The 21,575-nt window shown below is 51.4% G+C and carries 17 protein-coding genes; 7 read left to right on the top strand and 10 right to left on the bottom strand.

Going from position 1 to position 21,575, the window contains the following annotated elements; all coding sequences use genetic code 11:
• The first annotated feature begins 37 nt into the window (after positions 1–37).
• Positions 38–607: a beta-class carbonic anhydrase gene (locus AC0YN3_RS14695; protein WP_441942985.1), complete on the top strand. Its 570-nt coding sequence runs from the start codon at positions 38–40 to the stop codon at positions 605–607.
• A gap of 174 nt (positions 608–781) precedes the next feature.
• Here AC0YN3_RS14695 and AC0YN3_RS14690 read toward each other — a convergent pair whose 3' ends face one another.
• The 4 genes from AC0YN3_RS14690 to AC0YN3_RS14675 form a co-directional block, all read right to left on the bottom strand.
• Entirely contained in the window at positions 782–1,264 is a 483-nt protein-coding gene (locus tag AC0YN3_RS14690) for a GyrI-like domain-containing protein (protein ID WP_475775775.1), read from the bottom strand.
• Between the two features lie 65 nt (positions 1,265–1,329).
• Positions 1,330–2,244: a helix-turn-helix transcriptional regulator gene (locus tag AC0YN3_RS14685; RefSeq protein ID WP_475776085.1), complete on the bottom strand. Its 915-nt coding sequence runs from the start codon at positions 2,242–2,244 to the stop codon at positions 1,330–1,332.
• Positions 2,245–2,298: 54 nt separating this feature from the next.
• Complete coding sequence (locus AC0YN3_RS14680; RefSeq protein WP_475775774.1) at positions 2,299–3,108, bottom strand: GNAT family N-acetyltransferase; 810 nt, start codon at positions 3,106–3,108, stop codon at positions 2,299–2,301.
• A gap of 212 nt (positions 3,109–3,320) precedes the next feature.
• Complete coding sequence (locus AC0YN3_RS14675) at positions 3,321–4,226, bottom strand: NAD(P)/FAD-dependent oxidoreductase (protein ID WP_475775773.1); 906 nt, start codon at positions 4,224–4,226, stop codon at positions 3,321–3,323.
• 265 nt (positions 4,227–4,491) lie between these two features.
• Between AC0YN3_RS14675 and AC0YN3_RS14670 the strand changes: the two genes are divergently transcribed.
• The 3 genes from AC0YN3_RS14670 to AC0YN3_RS14660 all read left to right on the top strand — a co-directional run bounded on the left by AC0YN3_RS14670 (position 4,492) and on the right by AC0YN3_RS14660 (position 7,654).
• The gene (locus tag AC0YN3_RS14670) at positions 4,492–5,967 is read left to right on the top strand and encodes a hypothetical protein (RefSeq protein ID WP_475775772.1); all 1,476 of its coding nucleotides are present in this window, start codon (positions 4,492–4,494) and stop codon (positions 5,965–5,967) included.
• Positions 5,968–5,985: 18 nt separating this feature from the next.
• The gene (locus AC0YN3_RS14665) at positions 5,986–6,516 is read left to right on the top strand and encodes a hypothetical protein (protein WP_475775771.1); all 531 of its coding nucleotides are present in this window, start codon (positions 5,986–5,988) and stop codon (positions 6,514–6,516) included.
• A 169-nt stretch (positions 6,517–6,685) separates the two neighbouring features.
• The gene (locus AC0YN3_RS14660; protein WP_475775770.1) at positions 6,686–7,654 is read left to right on the top strand and encodes an MraY family glycosyltransferase; all 969 of its coding nucleotides are present in this window, start codon (positions 6,686–6,688) and stop codon (positions 7,652–7,654) included.
• Between the two features lie 68 nt (positions 7,655–7,722).
• Here the strand turns inward: AC0YN3_RS14660 and AC0YN3_RS14655 are convergent, their stop codons facing one another.
• Entirely contained in the window at positions 7,723–8,970 is a 1,248-nt protein-coding gene (locus tag AC0YN3_RS14655) for a TolB-like translocation protein (RefSeq protein WP_475775769.1), read from the bottom strand.
• A gap of 318 nt (positions 8,971–9,288) precedes the next feature.
• On the opposite strand from AC0YN3_RS14655, the gene AC0YN3_RS14650 reads away from it, so the two are divergent.
• Entirely contained in the window at positions 9,289–11,175 is a 1,887-nt protein-coding gene (locus tag AC0YN3_RS14650; RefSeq protein ID WP_475775768.1) for an acyltransferase family protein, read from the top strand.
• A gap of 135 nt (positions 11,176–11,310) precedes the next feature.
• On the opposite strand, the gene AC0YN3_RS14645 is transcribed toward AC0YN3_RS14650, so the two are convergent.
• The 4 genes from AC0YN3_RS14645 to AC0YN3_RS14630 form a co-directional block, all read right to left on the bottom strand.
• On the bottom strand, positions 11,311–13,410 hold the full coding sequence (locus AC0YN3_RS14645; RefSeq protein ID WP_475775767.1) for a glycoside hydrolase family 36 protein: 2,100 nt from the start codon (positions 13,408–13,410) through the stop codon (positions 11,311–11,313).
• A gap of 99 nt (positions 13,411–13,509) precedes the next feature.
• Entirely contained in the window at positions 13,510–14,829 is a 1,320-nt protein-coding gene (locus AC0YN3_RS14640) for an ABC transporter substrate-binding protein (RefSeq protein WP_475775766.1), read from the bottom strand.
• Between the two features lie 130 nt (positions 14,830–14,959).
• Positions 14,960–16,600, bottom strand: a complete 1,641-nt coding sequence (locus tag AC0YN3_RS14635; protein ID WP_475775765.1) for a response regulator — start codon at positions 16,598–16,600, stop codon at positions 14,960–14,962.
• Positions 16,593–18,422 (bottom strand): cache domain-containing sensor histidine kinase, encoded by a 1,830-nt coding sequence (locus AC0YN3_RS14630; RefSeq protein WP_475776084.1) that lies wholly within the window; start codon positions 18,420–18,422, stop codon positions 16,593–16,595. The genes AC0YN3_RS14635 and AC0YN3_RS14630 overlap by 8 nt, the downstream gene beginning before the upstream one ends.
• A gap of 171 nt (positions 18,423–18,593) precedes the next feature.
• Between AC0YN3_RS14630 and AC0YN3_RS14625 the strand changes: the two genes are divergently transcribed.
• On the top strand, positions 18,594–19,484 hold the full coding sequence (locus AC0YN3_RS14625; RefSeq protein ID WP_441942972.1) for a carbohydrate ABC transporter permease: 891 nt from the start codon (positions 18,594–18,596) through the stop codon (positions 19,482–19,484).
• Positions 19,484–20,323 carry a carbohydrate ABC transporter permease gene (locus AC0YN3_RS14620; protein WP_475775764.1) on the top strand — a complete coding sequence of 280 codons (840 nt, stop codon included), beginning with the start codon at positions 19,484–19,486 and terminating at the stop codon, positions 20,321–20,323. The genes AC0YN3_RS14625 and AC0YN3_RS14620 overlap by 1 nt, the downstream gene beginning before the upstream one ends.
• 119 nt (positions 20,324–20,442) lie before the next feature.
• On the opposite strand, the gene AC0YN3_RS14615 is transcribed toward AC0YN3_RS14620, so the two are convergent.
• Positions 20,443–21,459 carry a LacI family DNA-binding transcriptional regulator gene (locus AC0YN3_RS14615; protein ID WP_475775763.1) on the bottom strand — a complete coding sequence of 339 codons (1,017 nt, stop codon included), beginning with the start codon at positions 21,457–21,459 and terminating at the stop codon, positions 20,443–20,445.
• Positions 21,460–21,575 lie beyond the last annotated feature (116 nt).

Raw genomic sequence — 21,575 nt, 5'->3', positions numbered from 1 at the left:
AAAGAGATAGCAAGTATGCTGGCTAGGAGGAAATAATATGTCCATTGTTCCGCGCATTATGGAGTTTAACAAACAGTTTGTTGAAGAGAAACAGTACGAAGCTTATCTGACTGACAAATTTCCAGACAAGAAGGTTGCTGTTCTAACTTGTATGGATACGCGGCTTGTCGAGCTGCTGCCCAAAGCATTGAATATTAAAAACGGTGATGCCAAATTTATCAAAAACGCTGGCGCCATTCTGACACAGCCCTTCGGCAGTGCCATGCGCAGCATTCTCGTCGCTGTCTACGAGCTTGGCGCTCGCGAGGTGCTTGTCATCGGACATCACGGCTGCGGCATGACCAACTTGGATACGGAGGGCTTGGTCAGCAAATTCATTAAACACGGCATTGATCCGCTTGCCATAGAAACATTAGAAAATTCAGGAATCCAGATGGAGAAGTTTTTGCGGGGCTTCGCAAGCGCCGAGGAAGGCGTGATGCACAGCGTTGAGCTTATTCGCAAGCATCCGCTATTCCCGAAGGACATTCCTGTTCACGGTTTTATCATGCATCCCGAGACAGGTGCTCTTGAGCTGCTCGTTGAAGATTATCGCGACGAGAAGTAACTGCATTTATACCCTTAACAAAAGTAAACGGCTGAAGCCGTCCTCTGGCGGATAAGCTAAAATTCCTCACTGAAATAGAGAGAAAGTTGGCAGAATGTTATACTTTCCTGCATTTCAAAAAAAAACGTACAAGCCTCGCCTAGAACGGGTGCTTGTACGTTTTTTCAGTTTCTTCTATTTGACCGCGATATAAATATCGATCTCTGCATGCTCCGGATCGAAAGCACGTCCGTCATAAAGCTCGAAATCGCCGGTAAACGCGCGCTCAAGCGAAGCTTGCTCGAAATAAGCCCAAATCTCGCCCCATGCCTGTGCCACAACTTCGTAAACAGGCCCTTTTTTCGTCCTGAATACCTTATATCTCGATTCCGGAACCTCAGCGTGCTCTAGACCGTCAGGAATATCCGCGTGTCCAGCAGCGCGCTCATGCCCAATAAGAGTCGTGTACGCACCGCTTGCATCACTCTCGTAATCCGTATATAGCGCGTAGATCATATGCCCGTTGCTTACCCGTTCACTCTGCGCGGTACCGCTTGCGAAATAACCCTGCCAAAGCTTGGCTAGCTGGCCATCCGGCCCTGCCTCGGCTGCATTGGTCGTGCGGACAGCTACCCCAATTAACGATATCGCTGGCTTTGCCACAAGCTGTTCATTCATCTGTTTTTCCCCATTTCGTTGTTTCTTTCACAAGTATAGTCGGGGAAACTGGACAGCTGTCTGTCTTAGTTCTCGTAGCTTTCAACAATTTGGCGAGCCCGGCGAACGACCTCCTCCGCGACATGGGAAGGGTGCTCAACTTTGACCTGATTGCCATAGCTGAGAACCATGCCGAAGAACCACTCGTCTATCGTCATCTCTCCCTCGACTCGCAGAGACCCATCTTCAAGCGTGGCAACCATATCCGGGTGGAAAGAGTCTCCTACGCGGTAGCGGACCTGCGGCTGAAAAAGCAGCGTTACCCGTGCGAGCAAACGGCCAATCCATTCCGAATCCCATGCATAGCTATCCATTGCAGGTACAGCGCGCCGCTCGAACCGTTCCTCAAGCATAACAAGCTGCTGCACGCGGGAGAGTCGAAACACGCGGAACTGCCCGCGCAGCGTGCAATAGGCATGCAAGTACCACACGTTCCCTTTTAAGATCAACGCATAAGGCTCAACCGTGCGCTCCGATTCGGAGCTATTGGAATTCATATAGCTGAACTGCGCCAGCCTCGTATCTTCTATCGCCCGTCTAAGCTTGTTTACTTTATCCCGCGCAGTCGGTCCCAATCCCCAGGGATTGAGATCAAAGACCAAGCTTTCCGGTCTATGGCCCTCCTGATGCTTGTCCGATTGATGCAGAAGCGTTGTGACCTTTTCCTGCAGGCTGGCGTAGGTGGCATCATCCAGGGCCGTACCGATGCCCTTGACCGCTGCGATAATCGATGAAATTTCTCCCAATGAGAGATACTGGCGCGATATGGTGTACTGCTCCATAATCTCGAAGCCGCCTGCCGTGCCTTGGTGAGCGAACACGGGTATTCCCGCTTGGCTCAACGTATCCATATCACGGTAAACCGTCTTCGTAGACACCTCGAAGCGGTCCGCCAGCTCCTTGGCGCTAATGCGGCGGCGGTTTAGCAGCAGTACGGTCATAGCTAACAAACGATCGATCTTCAGACAGCTTCCTTCTTTCTGCTGCTACTTTTTCTACATGAATCTAATCTCGGCAATAGGGCCGCTCTCTACAAATCCTACATTCTTGTATACCTTATTGGCGTTCGGGTTTTTAGTATCCGCATAAAGCATCGGCTCGCGGTCCTCTTCCTCCAGTATCGAGCAAAGCCCCGCTACGACTGCGCTTGCATACCCGTTCTTACGCAATACCGGCGGCGTGTACACCGTATTGATCCGACCATGCCGCGGAGAACGGTGTGCGATATTGGCCATCGACACCGGAAGCTCGTCAACCGTCCAGAAATATAAATTGCCTCGCATAACCATGCCCTCAGCCGCGGGGAGCTGGCTCGCAGGAATGACGGATGCCCCGTACGCATCCTCGGAGAAGCCTGCCATAAATTCAGCGACGAGCTCCACATGCTGCCTTGTTGCCTGAACCAGCTTTCCTTTTACCTTAACGGGTTTAATCACCTTTGGGCAAGAATAAGTTTGCATCTTCATGTAGGCGTGGTATTTCAATGAATTAATCTCGGAGTACAGCTTAGCGAAAAGCTCTGCCGTAGGCGGGGCACCACATATGCCAGGCAGATCCGTCCCTTGATGATAGCCGACAAGCTCCTTCATGAGCATAATCCTGTGTTCGTCCGTAACATCCTCCGATAGCCAAAGCCAAGCGTTATGGCCTGGCGATCCTGCGAACAGCATTCGTCCGTCAGGCGTTTTGAGCGCGGTCGCCCCCTCGATCGCTGTAATCAAATGAATCAAATTGTATTGCAACTCATCCCGCATAAACGGAAATTGGTTTAATACGCAATCATCGGCTTGCAACTTCTCCAGCATAAGATCCCTCCCCCTACCCACGGTTAGCACAATATATATGAAACATGGAGCAGTTGATTTCAATTGGTCCACATCCAATACCCATAAAGCGACCGGGTGTAACAATTACGCTGCATATTCTCATTCTCAGCCTCATGCTATCGGTTCAAAAAGTCCGGACGGGCACACGCTGGATCATCTCCCATAGAATGCCGAACGAGCCGAGTAACTTGCTATCCGCCGAAGTCAGCATTCGTCAGATCGGTGTTTGCCCCAATCGCTGCCTTGCTGCCCTCTCCCGCCGCCACGATCAGCTGCGCAGGCACGATAATAGAGGCATCGCCTGCAGCATATACGCCTTTGACGCTCGTTCGGCCGTAGTCGTCCGTCACGAAGCCGCCGGACGGCGTCATCGCGCATCCGAGCGCTTCCCCGAATGCGGCGGCTTGGTCCCAAGAAGGCGTAACAAAGCCGCCCGTACGCTTCACCTCCGCAGCATTCTCAAATAGGATACTCTCCAGCTTCCCGTTCTCGCCTTGAAGCGCTTTGATCTTGTAAGGAGCCACCTGAATGCCCCTCTGCCCAAGCATGGCGATCTGCTGCGTATTCAATGTATTAGCTCCATTCGTGCAGACGAGCACGTCCTTGCTCCAGTTATACACGATTTTGGCCAAGTGAAAGAGATTGGAGCCTTCCGACAGAACCATAAGCGGCTGGTCTCGAAGCTCCCAGCCATCGCAGTATGGGCAGCTAAACACGCTTTTTCCGTAAAATTGCTGCAAACCAGCTATATCGGGCAACGACTCCTTCAGCCCCGCGGCCAAAATGACCGTACGGGCTTGGTACATGACCCCGTTGCTCGTCGTCACCTCAAAAACGCCAGCCTTCGGTTTAATTCCGGTGACCTTATCCGGCTTGATCGTGACGGAAGGATACTTCGCGATATCCTGATGCGCGAGCCTGCGCAGCTCCCGCGGCTCGATTCCGTCCCGCGTAATAAACCCATGGGACTCCCGGGTAACTGCGTTCCTCGGCTTGTTCGTGTCGAATACGATGACCATTCTCCGCGATCTGCCCAGCATCAGCGCGGCGTTCAAGCCCGCCGGCCCGCCGCCGATAATGGCACAATCCAGCTTCATGTCCACGTCTCCCCCTTCTTCACGTGATGCGTTCTATCTATTAAAGGATCGCTTATCCTTATTCATTCAGAAGGAAGAGAATGCCTACGCGTGGCTGCTTTCTGAAATTCAATAAAAAAATTGTCGAAAATAAGGTAATTCGCACCATTTTAATAGTACAATTTGGCAAGTCGTGCTAAGATAAAAGAACTACATCATAAGCTCGGATCACGCATGGTTACACCATTTCGTACAGGCAGGCTTTCCATCTTAGGAGGGGTAATACTTGGCTAACAGTCCATTACAGAAGAAGGCGACTTCTTCCCGTGAATCTATTAAGTCGACGCCAGGCCAGCCCTCCGTTACTTCGGACCGGGCGCCAAGCGCCGCAGCCCCTTCCAATGTCCTGCAATTGCAGCGAACGGCCGGGAATCGCGCCGCGCAAGCAAGCGTCAAGCAGCTCCAGGGCGACGGAGCCGCAGCTTCCGGAGGCTCGCAGGCGATCGCCAGCTGGCTGAAAGCAGAAGCCGCCAAAGATAAGAAATCGGATTTGTTCGCGTTCTTTGAAGCGTTAAGCACCACAGAACAAAAAATCGTCACGCATCTGTGCTCAGGCGGGACCGGCTCATCCTCGCTGAGCAAGGCAAAGAAGCATATTACAGGCTTTACCGGGCGCAGCGTCGACTGGGATAAATTCTCTAAGATCGTGCGAACCGTTAAAGGCCAGAATACGAAAAACTACAACGACGACACCGATCGCGACTATGTGACATACGCGACGACGGCGGCAGCCGCCTCGGTCGGCGCCGCAAGCGCAACCGCGACCAGCGTAAGCACGACTCAGGGCCTTGTTACAGGCGCAGCGCACGAAGGCGCCCTCGGAGCCGTAACGGATATCGGTCCGGCAGCCGCTATGCTCAGCGGGGTTACTTCAGGCATGCAGATCTACAATGCGACACAGAATCATGACGAAGCTCTGAGCACGCATGACAAAGCGCAAAATATCGGAGGAGAAGGCTTTGCAGGCGTTGCCGACCTTACTCGCTTCGGCGCACAAAGCGTGGTCAACACACAGACATATATGGGCGCTGCTGTCAGCACCGCTGCTACGGCAGCGGCTGGGGCAGCTGGCGTAGTTGGCGGAGCGGCCTACCTGGCAAGCGGGGCAGCCGGCGTGTATACGCATGGCAAACGCAAAAAAAATCTCGAAAAGCTGGAGAAAGAAACGGCCGGCAAGGATGCCAACCTGAATCTCGCAGCGAATATTGGGGCCAGTACTCAGGAGATTAATCGCAAAAAAAGCGGTGCTACGGCGCTAAAAGGCGCGGCAATGATCGTCGGGGGCGGCCTGTTGCTTGCGAGCGCGGCAACCCCTGTCGGATGGCTGCTGCTCGGTGTTGCGGGAGCAATTGGCGGTATTGCGGCTATTTATAAATTCTATAAAAAACGTACCCGCAAAGAAGAAATCGTGGACCGCTTCCTTGGCGTGGACAAAAAAGTGGCTGAGCTTCAAGCGGCTGATCCGAAAGCCAAGCCGGACAAATCGGTGCTTCGCAACGGACTGCTTCAGCAGAACGGATTCAACTCCGTTGCGCAATGCTACGCCCAGATCATTACCGATCTCGCTCACACGATATACAAAAAAGGCGTGCTAGAATCCGATCCGCAGTATGTAACCTTGATTACCAATATCGGTCTCAAGCCAGATCCGAAGAAGAAAACGCCAAAAGCCGACCTTATCGCGAAGAAACTCCATACTTAGTAAATGCTGGAGGTGTGCATGACCATGGATACGACAGGACCAAACCGACTGCTTCACCTGCTGGAAGCCGATTACCGCTCGGAAGGTTTCCGGACTGGCTGGGCCGAGCCTACGCCCGAAGATCCTTTCCGCTCGCTCATCGTCTTATTTGACGACATTGGCGACGAAGCGCGCGAGATCCAGCTGGAGCTTTGTTTCCTTCCCAATATGGAGGATGCCGAGGCAGCAGGCATCTGTATTCTGCAAGCCTTTGTTACAATAGCCGAGGATGTGTCCTCCGAAAATTATGAGCAGCTGCTGCTTCTCGCAGCCAAGCTGAATACCGTATTGCCTTTGGGTGCATTCGGATTATTCGCCGACACAGGCGTCGTTTACTTTAAGCATAATTCACTCCTTCTGCTTGGCAACGGGGACGTATACAATGTCAAAGCGATCGATACGCAGAACGGCCTCATTCTTCATCTCCATCAGCTGTACATGGAAGCCTTGCTTCGCGTATCGGCAGGAGACGAAACCGCTGGGCAAACGCTGGAGAATCTCCTGCTTTAGCCTGCAACAGCCGGAGAACCCGCTGCTTATATCCCGCAATATATGTCTGGCCCCAGCGCACAGCGCTGGGGCCAGACATATATTAAGATCTTCTCACATACGCCGCCGCCAATCGACATTCTTCTGCTCGAATTGTATAATTCTGTTGTTCCTTCATTAATTAACGGTGGTGACCAACATTCTATACGTATTCTCTCTCGTCGTTTCCTTCGCGATCGTTTATTTCTTAATACCGCCGTTTGGCAGAATGGCTTTCCGCTTTGATTTCGTGGACAAGCCCCGCAAGGACGTGGAACGAAAGCTTCATCGCGAACCGATTCCGCTGACCGCAAGCTACGTCATATTTATCGGATTTTTCATTACGTATCTACTAGTCGCCAGAGACTTCTCGCTCCAGACCGGCGCTATCTTTGCAGGTGGCGTGCTGCTCCTGGTTATCGGCACCGTGGATGATTGGTATAAAACAAAGGGGAAAGATTTTCCCTCCCTGCCTAAATTCATCGTGCAAATATCGGCGGCTGTGCTCGTGTACGCTTCCGGCATATCCTTTACCGGTTTTTATAACCCGCTCTCAGGCGATTACGTCATGCTTCCGGTCATTTTACAATTCTTGCTTACGATCTTGTGGATATTCGGCGTTACGACCGTCATTAATTTCTCCGATGGCATGGACGGGCTGGCAGGCGGGCTATCCGCAATCTCGGCCGTGACCCTATTCGTAGTTGCGCTCGCAAAGGGCCAATCCAACTCTGCCATTATGGCTATCATTTTGGTCGGCGTAACGATTGCTTATTTAAGGTATAACAAGCCGCCAGCCAAAATCTTCATGGGTGATGCCGGTGCGACCTTTCTAGGATTCATCCTAGCCGTTATCGCGCTCGACGGCGCATTCAAGCAAGCTACGGTCATATCGCTATTCATCCCGATTCTCGCGCTGGGCGTACCGATATTCGACAATTTGTTCGTCGTCGTGAAACGGATGATGCAAGGAAAAGCGATCTATCAAGCAGATGCCAGCCAAGCCCATTACCGGCTGCTTCGCGCAGGCTTGAACCACAAGCAGGTGGTCATGTTCCTATGCTTAATCAGTACCTGCCTGTGCTTGTCATCCATCATTCTGCTGCTCGTCCAAATCTAAAGCAAGAACCGAGACTCGGCGTCTCGGTTCTTTTTTATGCGCGTTACAGCCGCTTGCTTACGATACGCTCAATGTCGGCCATAATAGGACACTACCTCAGGCCATCCCCACTGTCCATAATAGGATGGAGCGATGTCAATTTGTTTAATCCATGCAACGGCACGGCGGCCGCGGGCATCTGCCAGCATGACATTTGCTACTGTCTGATCGGTATTCACCCATGCAAGAGCATCTTTCAAACGTTCAGGATCGTACTGCTCTTGCTTTTTCGATGGTCTCGTTAGCTGCTTCTGCTTGCCGCTTGCCAGTTCTATGCTGACTAAATGCGGGTAGACGGAGCTTGCGGGCTCCATAGCGTCTGCCTTCTTCTCCTTAGCTCTTGATACGACGATATGAGCTGGATCCTGCCAAGTGAAATCCCCATCAACAAAACCCTTAGGCGTGTAGACAGCGCTTCTCTCAGATGAAACGGCAATGACCCTCAACTGCTTGTTGCTGGTCGCTTCGCGTCCGATTCCCGCAATGAAAGCAAGCTGATCGCCCTTTGCCGACCACTGGAACCATTCCTCGCGATGAACCATCTCATCCAGCGTGCGAAATACGACACCGTCCGCCGATATGGCGCAAAGCGTGTTGCTGTCAGCTGATAGCGAAGCGGTCGGCGTCGCTAGGAACGCTATCCATCGGCCGTCGGCCGACCACTTGAAGGCACTTGTCCCGACGGCAAAAAAATCATCAGAAGGTTTCGGCAGCACATGCACAGTCACGTATTCGGCTGGTTGCCCTAATACCATAACCGGAATTTCATAAAGAGTAATCGGCGTCCACCCATCCGGCAGCAGCTCCGAGCGGGAGGAGGCAAAAAAGCCTTTTCCGCTTGGCAGCCAAGAAAAATTGCCGATGCCATCTCCCTTCCCAAGTATCGTGCCTGGCTGCTCGGCATCGACATATTGCAGCTGCCCGTTAATAAGATAAGCCAGCTTCCCGTCATAAGGCGACCATTGGAACCGCCCGCCTCCCTCCGCATGCACAAGAGTTGCTCTAGCGGAACGAAGCTCCAGCACCCATAACTCCTTTTCGTCTGCTCCCTTTGTATAGGCGAGCCGCTTCCCATCAAACGACCAACTCGGATTCCGAATGGCCGGTCCTTTATCCAGCAGCGTCTCTTCCTCGCCTGCTTTCACCCATAATCCGCCTTCCCTGACGAATGCAGCCATCGGCTGGCCTGTCCCTCGGGCTGCCCCGCTATAGTCAGCTCCCCCTGCGATCCAAATAAAGGCCATCAACACGGCCATTCCCATTCTCAAAAAACGCATTCGTTGCCTTCCTCCTCATGTTCGTCACGTTATGGTTACCGTTCCCTGCGCCAAAAGAAACATACTAGGTTTCCATGCATTATTTTGAGAGCTGCCATTTCGGATTTGATACCGGTTTGATACCGATTTGTAACTGTTCTGTTACGAATTTCCCGAGCTTACCTTCTATAATTGCTTATACAACGATTTAACTTCCAGAGGGGCTGAACATCATTTTTACCGTCCGCAATTCCTTCCTATCGCACTTGTCTCGTACGCTTCGCTTATTTCGCTCTGCTGCAAGTCTCCCCATCCTGATTCGTGAAGGAGGCATCCGCCATGCCTAAGCCCATTGGCAACAGCAGCAGGTACATGCCTGGACTTGATGGCTTGCGCGCCTTCGCCGTCCTAGCCGTTATTGCCTATCATTTGAATGTAAAAGCCGTGCCTGGCGGCCTGCTTGGCGTGAGCATGTTTTTTGTCCTCTCTGGTTACCTGATCACGGATATTTTGCTTAAACAGCTTGGGCAAAATAAAGCCATCGATCTCAAAACATTTTTTATTCGCCGTGCAAGACGGCTTCTTCCCGCGATGTTTCTCATGATCGCGCTCGTTTCCATATGGCTGTTCATCAGCGATTCCAGCAGGCTCTTGGCATTAAGAGGAGATATCGGCTCAGCCTTGCTCTATATAAGCAATTGGTGGCTCATTTTTCATGAGGTTTCTTATTTCGAAAGCTTTGGTCCCGCCTCGCCTTTCGGACATTTATGGTCGCTTGCGGTCGAGGAGCAGTTTTATCTCATCTGGCCGCTTTTGCTAATCGCAGCGATCCGCTTCGTACCCAAACGCGGCCAGCTCGCATTATGGACACTCGCCGCGGCCGCATTGTCTGCCGGTGCTATGGCGCTGCTCTATCAGCCAGGGATCGATCCAAGCCGGGTATATTACGGTACGGACACAAGAGCTTTCGCTCTTCTTATCGGGGCTGCTTTAGCTGTCGTTTGGCCGAGCTGGAAGCTATCCATGGCAATATCGCAGCGCAGCCGCATTATGCTCGACTGCGTGGGAACGGCCGGCATGGTCGTAATCGCGGTTATGATCGCTACCACTGGGGAATACGATGCCTTCCTTTATCGCGGCGGCATGGTGCTGCTTGCCATTGCAACAGCTGCAGTCGTTGCCGCAATGGCGCATCCAGCGAGCAAGCTGGCCAGCGCCATCGGCAGCAAGGCGCTTGCGTGGATTGGCGTTCGCTCTTACGGCATTTATTTGTATCATTATCCGATTATCGTGTTGACAACGCCGACTGCCGAGGCAGGAGAGCTTCATATAGCAAGAGCGTTCATCCAGGTCGTACTCACCTTTGTTCTTGCAGAGCTGTCCTGGCGATTTGTAGAGGAGCCGATCCGACACGGCGCTATCGGGAAGCTGTCTCGTTCGTTTAAGCAGCGCTTCCAGATCCCCCATCTACGGAAATCAACGACCTACTTCGTCGGCATCGTCTTGATCGTATCCTGCGTTTCCTGCGCAAGCAGCGTTAATCTCCAATCGGCAGCCGTCCAAGCGGATAGCGGATCAGAAGCAAACCACCCGGCCGTAACCGTTGAAACAACGCCGAATCCTCCTAAGCCTGCTGTACCTGATGCAGAAAGCAAGCCGGATAAGGCAGACGGAAAGCCCGTTACCGCTGTTGCCAAACCAACGAGCCCCACCGCTACGGCAACGCCCGCACCTGCAGTAAAGCCGGATGTTTCCCATCCGGCTGCTGAAATTACGGCAATCGGAGACTCCGTTCTGCTGGATGCCGGTCCTTATCTGGAGAATCTGCTGCCCGGCATCGCCATAGACGGCAAAGTAGGCAGGCAGTTCTCGCAGGCCGTTGCCATTCTAGAGAAGCTGAAACGCGGAGACGAGCTCGCGGACACGGTCATCATTGCCCTCGGTACCAACGGTTCCTTCACGACAAAGCAAATGGCTGCGCTGCTGGAGACGATCGGACCGGAGCGCAAGATCTTCATGATCAACACGCGAGTACCGCGCAAATGGCAGGACACCGTAAATAAAATGCTCGCGGAAACCGCGAAAGCAAACGAGAATGTGACCATTATAGATTGGTATTCGGCAAGCAAGGGGAAAAAGGATTTCTTCTCCACGGACGGCGTCCACCTGAAGAAGCACGGTGCTTCCTTCTATGCGGATATGGTAGCCAAAGCACTGCATCGTTAGAAAGTACGGGGTATGCTAAAATAGCGTGCAGCGGAGAACAAGCTTCTCTCGCTGCACGCTATTTTAGTTAAAGCACTATAAACTATCTGTCACTTCGGTTTCGGTTTCGGTTTCGGCCTCCACTGAAGCAGCTAGCTACATGACACGCAGCTCGAACAGCCTAGCCGTTTTCTCTTCCTGCAGAGTGACTTCCAGCACGCCTTCGTCTTCATGCCAAACCCATTCAGAACCATGGGACTGAGCAGGATACGCGCATTTCGCTTGAAGCTGCTGCCCCTTCCATCTCGGAAGCGGAAGCTTCGCTGTGCCTGTGCTTCCTTTAATGCGCCATACGGCCAAGTAAATGCGATCCTCATGCCGTAGACCGTAGCTCACCCAATCATCCTGCTGCGTCGGCAGGCCAAGCGGCCAGAATGGCCGTGCCGCTGGAATGTCGCTGCGGATGGCTTTGTAATAATCGAGTGCTTCCTTGACCAGCTCTCTGCGACGGGGACTAAGCTCCGCCAGATGGCCGCTCTGATGAACGCGCAGCAGCAGCGCGTTGACCATATTGAAAATAACCTCTTCGTCATCGCCCTCTCTCAGCGGATAGGACCAAATAGCCGACTGCTCCGGCGTGAGTACCGCAGGCGAGCTTGCTGCGATTGCCGCGTACTTCACATAATCCTCTTGGTCGCTCGTCGATTGAATGCTATGTCGGCTGAGCATCGCATAATCCATCCGCATGCCGCCGCTCGAACAGTTCTCGATGACTAGGCTCGGATATTTTGCAAACGTCTTGTCCAGCCATGCCAGATAAGCGCGGTTGTGCTGGAGAAGCCCGTCTCCATAGCTATCAGCATCGGTTTCCGTTCCGATCCCGGCGTTAATATTGTAATCCATCTTAATATAGCCAACCCCATAATCCTCGACCAAACGGCGAATCACCTCATCCGCATGGGCGATTACCTTCGGGTTGCGGTAATCGAGCTGATAGCGGCTGCGGTCCTTGACGCGTTTGCCATGCCGCATGAAAAACCAGCTGTCATCGGTTTCCGCAAGCTTCGGACTATTGATGCCCATGACCTCAAGCTCCAGCCACAAGCCGGGGATCAGCCCTTTTTCCCGGATATAATCGAGCACATACTTAATGCCTTCCGGGAAGCGTTCTTCCGACGGAAGCCACTCGCCTACGCCGTCCCACCATTCGCCTGGCGCATACCAGCCCGCATCGATACAGAAGTATTCACAGCCTACTTCCGCTGCGGCGTCAATTAGCGGCAGCAGCTTAGCTGTCGTAGGATCTCCCCATAAGCAGTTCATGTAATCGTTAAAGATCACGCGAAGCAGCCGATTGTCCTCATTTGGTCTCCGAATAAGGCGGCGATAAGCCGTTAGCTGATCAATCGAATCTTCGAATCCGCCAACAACCGCCCCGATTGCCAGAGGGATAGACACGAACTCCGCGCCTGGCGCAAGCTTAAGCCACCAATGGTTGTCATGCTCGGTCGGACCGCTAATGAGTACGGTCAGCAAATCGGACTGTTCAATGATTTCCCAATGCCATGAGCCGTTATGCTCAATCTGCCAGAACAAGCTAGATCCCGCTTCTTCATTCTGCAGGACAGCCATCGGAATATGCTCGGCTGCTGACCATGAGCCGGTATTGCTGCAGGAAACACGCTTCGAACCGCGATCCTTCATATGGGACATGCCTAGCTCAGGCAGCTTGTACGAGCGCCATTGCAGCTCGCTTTGCCAGCCATTATGGGCGATGTGCAGCCTCATTTTATCATCGCGGTCCAGCTGTCCTTCTTTGTCCAAGCCCGTCAAGGCGAAGGATGACACGTATTCCACTTCAGCATCGGCCGTGCCATCGTTCTTAAGGACAGTCCAGCAGCGAACGGTCTGTACGCCATCGTAGAATTGAAAGTGCTGAACGGCCTTAAGGCCCGTCACTTCATCCCGCAAGACGAGCTCCAGCTTTCGCCCCGCTTCGTTGCGCGTATCCGTATGCGCATCATAGACCATCCGCAGGCCTGGATAAGAAGCACGATGCGTGCGTCCGTGATACTCGTCACGGTCCTCCCCTGTCAGCTGCAGCTCCATCAAGCGGAATCCCTGCTTTTGATTCGTTTGAATCGTCCCGTTGCCCAGCGGTCTTGGGCCGAAATGAAGGAACAGCACATCCCCGCTGTCCGTAATTTCAAACTGCAGGTACAATCCGTTTTCCGCGATTTCAATTTGCTTGCTCATCCCATGCCCACGTCCTTAGCTGTTTGATTTAGTCCCCATAAAACAACTTAACCCAGCACTGTAAAAGTGCTGAGTTAAGGTCATGCTTATTCGCGAGACTTATTCTGCGGAGCCGAATTGCACCCAAGCCTTTTGGATTTCGTCAATGGCTTGGTCCTTCGTTTTGCTGCCGCCGATATAGCCTTGCATCAACTCACCAAACTTTTGGTGGAACGTATCTAGAGAGTAGTTAACCGACAAGTCGCCGGATTTTTCCGTTTTTAGAATCTCTTCCATTTGCTTCGGCATATCCAATTCAGGAAGCGGAGCATCCTTGATTGGAGGAATAACCTTCGCTACAGTGGAGAACCAGTTCTTACCGTAATCGGAAGTGTACAGCCAGTTGAAGAAAGCAATCGTTTCATTAACCACTTTGGAGTCTTTGTTGATGCGAAGCGCTTGGTCAGCGCCTGTCACAAGCAAGTTCTGCTCTGCTTTTTCGCTTACCGGGTAACCTACGATACCAAGTTCGAAATCTGGCGTAATTTTTTTAATCGCTTCCTCGTCCCAAGCGCCTTTACCGGTCATGAATGCTGCTTTGCCGGAAGCAAAGTCACTTACCTCTGCGTTGCTGTCACGCTCAAGCGGCTTGCTCGTACCATGCTTGACCGTCGTGTCGATGAAGCTGAAGAAGTTGTCTTTTAGTACGGGGTACTCGTTGAAAGTCGTTTCGCCTGCAATAAATTTAGCTACCAATTCCTTCGGCGTAATGCCTGCATCCTCAGCAGCCGCATTCACGAAGTTTTGGAAGATATGCTTCCATACCCACCACTCTTTATAAGCATTGGCGAAAGGAGTAATGCCTTTTGCTTCAAGCTTCGCGATTGCATCCTCCATTTGGGAGGTTGTTTTTGGCACTTCTGTGATGCCTGCTTCAGCTAGCAGCTTCTTGTTGTAAACCATGTTCATCAAGTTTCCTTTGACAGGGAAACCAAGCACTTTACCGTCTTTGGAGCTCATGTTGATTTTGACGGAATCCGTCATTGCAGCCGCAAGCGGCTCGTTTGTAAGGTCTGCGCTATATTCGGCGAACGTATCGATATCGCCGCCCGCAGTCGTTTGGAACACGTCCGGCGTGCTTCCCGCAGCAATCTTCGATTTCAATACGGTGTTATAGTCGGCTTGCATAATTTCGAGATTAATCGTAACGTTCGGTTTTACTTTTTTGTATTCTGCGATGTATGCGTTAAATGCGTCCGTGTATTCGGGAGAGGCCGTAAACATATTGATCGTCACTGGCTTATCCGAGGCTTCCGTATTTCCTCCGGTATTCGTGCCCTCGTTGTTGCCTGCCGAATTGTTCTTGTCGCTGCCGCAAGCAGCCAGTATTCCGATAATCAGCACGAGGCTGACGGATAGTGCCAGAAATCTTTTGAACATTGAAATGCCCCCATTTCCTTCGTTGGTTGTGGTCTACGATGCCTATTCTAAAGAAAAAGAAATCGGATAAGAATGCACATAAGTGAATAGTTAAGGGTAAAAAAGTGTCATGCTGACCGCTGTTCACTTTTTAGCTACTCCCGCTTGATGCCCGATACTCGCTAGGCGACAACGAGTAATAGTTGCGGAACGCCTTGCTGAAATAATTTTTATCCTTATAGCCCAGCATTTCGGAAATATCTTGGATTTTCAAATTCGGGTCATCGAGCAGCTCCTTCGCCTTGTCCATTCGCACCTTCTGCACATACTCGTGAATACCGAAGCCGAACTGCTGCTTAAACAGCTTCATCAAGTATTCCCTGCTCAGAAAATATTTGTCCGAAAACATCGAAATTTTGATTTCTTCAAAGTAATGGTTATCGATATACGTTTTAATATCCCCTACTTCGAAGGGCTGATTCGTCAAGAGCGATTTCCTAATTTGACCGCTGAAATAATCCAAAATATCGGCCAGCAGCTGCTCGAATTGCTCCAAATTCTCAAAATCACTGTTAATGCCCACATCCCGCAACGCGTGATCCCCGCCAAGCGGCAGTTCGGCTTGCGGCGCGCCAAGCTCAAGCGCCATATCATTAAGCAAAATAACGAACTCATGCAGCGCCCGGTCCGCTTCCCCGATATTGAACCAATCCGACGCGCGCCATTTCTTCATGTAATCATTCAGGATGGATTTGGCGTTATGTATGTTGCCGCTCTCCAATGCGCCGCGAATGACCAATATCCGGCTTGTCAAAGACTGCGTTTCCTTAGGGGCCAATGCTTTATCCGTGGCCGCAATGACAATTGCCCCGTTAAGCTTAAGCAGGTCAATGCCGTTGATTGCAGCTTTTGCCGCCTCGTAAGAGGAAGCCAGCTGCAGCGCATCGGGCGTGGAATGGCCAAACCCAACGGCAACCACGATGCCGAACAGTTCCTTCAGGGTAGAGACGACTTTATTTAACTGATGAACCGACCGATAGGCGATGTCCTCCGGATAGCCACCCTTCATCGTTAGGATCGCGATTAGCTCGCGTTCCTGCTTCGGGCTTGCGAAGCTAAAGGCTCCGAAATGATCGCCTGCTATTTCATTTATGACATTCGCGACCGCGAAGTGCAGCAGGTCAGTATCGTGATGAAACCGTTTTTTGCGGATCTGCTCCAGATTGAGCACGCGCACAACGACTGCCGTAAAGCGGTTGCCGGGATCGTCTGCACCGATCAGCGGCAGGAAGGCTTCGTTCGTTTGGCTTTTGAAGCTGCGCTCGATGATCGATAAATAGACTCTTTCCTTAAGCCGCGGCAGCGACATATTCAGCGTAATGTTACGATTAATGAAGTCGCTGTCCTTCTTGCGCTTCGCGTCCAGCACGTCGATCGCCTTGCGCAGCGACGCATTGAGATCCTGCCGGTTGACCGGCTTCAGCAAATAATCAACAACCTTGGAGCGGATCGCCTGGCGCGTATATTCGAAATCGTTATAGCCGCTAATGACGATCGTCAGCAAATCAGGATAATCCCGTTCAATGATTTGAAGCAGCTCCATCCCGTTCATCTCCGGCATCTTCATGTCGACCATAGCGAGATCGACCTTATGCTCAGCCAGCATGGCAAGTCCGACCTTCCCGTCGGTTGCTTCCAGCACTTCCGCAACGCCTAAGCCCTTCCAATCGCCTAGTATGCGAATCGCTTCGCGAAGCGGCTCTTCATCATCAATAATCAACACCCTATACATGGCTCACGCCTCCCCGCGGTAATAACATTGCCAGCTCCGTGCTTGATTTATCCGTATGGATAATCAGCTCTGCCTCGTCTCCGTAAAGCAGCTTCAATCTAGTATTCAAATTCACGAGCCCAATGCTCTCGTTCTCATCCTCGCGATCTTCCCATGCCTGCAGGAAGGATTGCCGAACCTGCTCCAGCCGCTCCGCCGTGAATCCCGGCCCATTGTCCCTTACCGAAATGACGGCATGCGACTCCGTAACCGCAGCACGGATTTCAATCGTAATCGTACTTGATACCTTCTCCAGCGCGTGCTTGATGGCATTCTCGACAAGCGTCTGGATCGAGAGCTTCGGCAGCTCCAGCTCCAGCAGCGCTTCCTGCCACTCATACGCCACCTGGAGCCTGCTGCCGAACCGCGCTTTCTGCAGCGAAAGGTAATTCTCGATATGCTTCAGCTCGTCCCGCGCCTGCACGATATCTTTCCCGCTGATGCAATAGCGCAGCGTCAGCGCCAATGCATCCACCATATCGGCGATATCATAACGCTCATTCTTTAACGCTTTCGTAGAGATGGCCTGCAGCGCGTTATAGAGAAAATGCGGATTTATTTCCGCCTCCAGCGCTTTCAATATGGCGTTCTTCTCTACGAGCTTCATTTTGTAGCGCTCATTAATCAGATCGTTCGTCCGCCGCACCATGAGATTAAAATGACGGGACAAATACGCAATCTCGTCTCTCCCTTTCACCTCTGCCTCTGCATCGAAATCCCCCGTGCTGAAGCGGCTCATATGATAAGAGAGCTTCTGAAGCGGCCTTGTAATCGCATTGGAGAAATAAATAACGATAATAATCGACAGCAGCAGGAACAGCAAGCCGATTATAAAGCCTAAATTACGCGTCGTGCGTGCTGCTTCATAAATCTGCGAGTATGGAATCGGCTTAACAAGCCTCCAGCCCTCCTGCTCGCCGATGTCGTAGACAACCAAATACTTCTGGCTTCCCTCCGACCAGGTCAACTGGCCTTTCGCTCCTTCTGTCAGCTTTTCCGTGATGGAGGCGTTCTTCGCCCTTCTGTAGAACGCTTCGTCATCCGTATAGAACGGTTCGTTGTCCGGACTTAAAAAAAGCAAATGCTGTCCCTCGTCAAAAGGGATATCCTTCAGAATCTGTTCGCTGACCGAATCGTCGAAATAGAACGAAAGGACTGCCTGAGGCTGCCTCGATACAATCGACCGAAGTACCCTGTGATATGCCATAAAGGTGTTGCCGAACTCGATCGGATAGCCCACTGCTTCGGTTTCTGATTGGACAAACGATTGGTACGAGCGATTGAAAGGACTTGTCATGGCTTTCTCGTACCACGGTGTCTCGGCAATCTTCGGGTCGGATCCCGTACGGACCGCGATATTATAATTTTCCTGCGTAATCGAGTAATATTTGTTTTCGTTCACGACGTAAAGGTAGATCGCCTGAAGATCGTTTCTCGAATAATACAGCTGGCGCAAATAGTTCTCCAAGTACATTTTCGAGGCATAATCCTCCGATTCGTGCATGATCGCATACGTAATTTCATCGAACCGGATTTGCGGCAGCGAGAGCTGCTCCATTCCCTTCAAATAGTCCTCCATGTTCTGATTAACGAGCAGCAGGTTATTGGAAGTGCTGGCAATGCTGTTCGTGACCGACTCCTTCTGGAACATCTGATATGAAATAAAAGTCAATGACGCCACTACGAGTATAATAATGGTCGTGAAAAGCAAAATAAGCTTGTTCACCAACCTTCTGGTCACCCGTTCGGCGGTTTCCCTTATTGCCCGCAACGCTCTGTTCATCAAGAAAATCCACCACCTTTTAATACAGCATGAAGTTCACCTTTTTACCCCTAACTGATTTCTTAAATCCATTTTTGCAGGGCGGATGGCTGTTTTATAATACACAATATAGCTAATCCCGATTTTTTGAAATATAAATTTAGATGAACCATAAAGAGATGAGGTATGGCGATGTTCAAATCATTAGGTAGAAAATGGAGCGAGAAGCTCGAATTCGGCATCTTCACCTTGCCTGTATTAATTTGTATCGCGGTCGCTTTTTACATTCCGTTCGCGATGACGATCCGTTATTCCATGACGAAGTGGAACGGGATTTCCAAGCATCCGAAATTCGTTGGGCTCGACAACTTCAAGCAAATTTTCATGGGCGACACGAACTTTGCGAACTCCGCATGGTTTACGATTAAATATGCCGTGCTATATATCGTTATCGTGAACATACTGGCCATTCTTCTGGCAGTTGTTCTGGATATGAAGCTTAAGACGACCTCTTGGCTGCGGGCTGCTTTCTTTATCCCGTATATACTAAGCCTTGTGATCGTTGGCTTCATCTGGAAATTCATTTTCATGCAAGGCTTCGAATCACTTGGGCAAAGCACAGGCTGGGGCATCTTCGATCTCAGCTGGCTCGGCGAGCCTAAGCTAGCCTTCGTATCCATACTGCTCGTATCCATCTGGCAATCCATCGGCTTCTATCTTGTCATTTACATCGCGGGCCTGCAGTCGGTGCCTGACGATTTGAAGGAAGCCGCAACCGTTGACGGAGCCGGCCCGGTGAGACGCTTCTTCAGCATTACGCTTCCGCTGCTTGCGCCTTCCATCACGATATCCGTCTTTATGGCGCTGACGAATTCCATCAAAGTATTCGACGTCATCCTCTCGCTCACGGGCGGCGGGCCTGGCGGTACGACTTACAGCATCGCCTATGACATTTACCGCGATACGTTCCAAAACAATCTTTACGGCTACGGTACGGCAAAAGCGCTTATTCTGTTCGTCGCTGTCCTATTCGTAACGATCATTCAATTGACGCTCTTCAAACGCAGGGAGGTTGAAGCCTGATGAAAACGCAAAGTAAAGGCAGAGCAGGCCGCATTGTCCTTGAGATCGTCATGGTGCTCCTCTCGCTCGTATTTCTATATCCGTTGTTCTTAGCCATTAACAACTCGTTCAAGAGCTTCGGCGAGGTCATGACCGATGTCGTCGCCCTTCCGAAGCAGCTCGTATTCGAGAACTACTCGTATGTATGGTCGTTCATCAATTATCCGAAGCTCTTTCTAAACAATTTTGTCATTACGACCGTCGGGCTTGCGGGAATTATCCTCGTTTCTTCTATTGCCGCTTACAAGCTGGCCAGAACGAAAACGCGGTGGAGCGGACTGCTCTATATCGTGTGCATCATGCCGATGCTGATACCGTTCCAGTCCATTATGCTTACCGTGCTTCAGCTCGCCAAAGATCTCCATTTGTCCGAAAGCACTTGGGGACTTGGCATCCTTTATTGGGGCTTTGGCGCACCGCTTGCCGTCTTTATTTATCACGGCTTCGTGAAAGGCATTCCGAAGGAAATCGACGAGAGTGCGACAATTGACGGCGCATCCGGCTTCAAGCTGTTCTTTCTCGTTATTTTCCCGCTGCTGAAATCCGTTACGACAACCATCGTCATCATCGACGTGATGTGGATCTGGAATGACTTCCTGCTGCCGCTGCTTATGGTTAACGGCTCGCCCGATACCAAAACGTTGACGCTTGCCGCTTACACCTTCGTCGGCCAATATACTTCCGATTGGCAATACGCGATGACAGCCATGGTGATGGCCGTGCTTCCATCGATTATCGTATTTATTTTCTTGCAGAAATACATCGTCAAAGGCGTCGTTGCCGGAGCGGTGAAAGGTTAAGCAAAGGCCTAAGCAGGGTCGGGCTTTCAAATGCACCCAGTACCTTCATTTGCCCATGGGTAACAAAATCAAAGGAGCTAGCGCATTTAAGCCGCCTAGCTCCTTTTTCGTGCGCCTATTCATTTTCTCAGTGGAACCGGGGATTGACGGGGCGCTCCCGTTGACTCTCTTACGATTAAAGTGGGATCGAACTCCATCGTTACATTGCGCTTGGACGGGTCTTTAATTAGCTTCAGTAAAATCTCGACGCCTTGCCGTCCAATTTTCTCGAACGGCTGCCGAATCGTAGTCAAGGTCGGGCGGAACTCCTCCGCATAGATCTGATCATCGAATCCAACGACGGAAACATCCTCGGGAATACGGATTCTCTCGTTCTTAAAGGCATCCATTACGCCAAGCGCAATAAAATCATCCGCCGCGAAAACCGCGGTAGGCAAACGGCCCGATTGAATCCAGCGCATCGCAATGCTATGGCCCGACGGAATGCCAAATGTCCCCTGCTCGATATGGAACGGCCTCAGTCCTGCCTCTTGAAGCGCAAACAAATACCCCCGCTCACGTTCGCGGCTGCTTAAGTAGGAATCTGGCCCGCTGATATGGGCAATCTCGGTATGTCCCAAGTCTATAAGATGCTTCGTAGCATCATAGCCGCCTTTATAATTGTTGACCACGATGGATGGCACCGACGGATTGCGCTGCTGATTATCGAGAATGACAAACGGAATCTTTCGTTTCTTCAGCTCCATCACGTAAATGTCCGCATTCATAGGCGACAGCAGGATGACGCCGTCTACACGGTCTTCTTGGAACATGGAGCGTTGAAAGGAATCCTCGTCACCCGGTGAAATCGATAACGCCAAGAAGTAACCCTGCTCGGCTAAGCAATCATTTATTTCCTTCACGACTGCATCGAGCACCGTATCATGCAAGGTGGTCAGCGTTAGCCCAATAATGCCTGTCCTTCCGCTCGCCAGGCTCCTTGCTGAGGCGTTCGGGTGGTAGTTCAAATCCTTCATGGCCTGCAATACTTTTTCTTTGTTCTTCTGCCGAACCGAGGTTGAGTTATTGAGTACCCGCGATACCGTCACGACCGACAAACCTGATTTTTTGGCCACATCAAAAATACTCACCTTCATGGACGAACCGCTCCTGTTAAACGCTATTTCTACTAACATACCACATCTACCCTAACATTTCATATCAGTGCGCTTAGCCTTCATGGAGCTTGCTAGATATCGAAAAGGCTGCCCCC

The organism is Paenibacillus sp. J22R232, from assembly GCF_056269165.1.
Note: the sequence above shows the minus strand (reverse complement) of the source record. Positions and strands in the feature narration are given on the sequence as shown.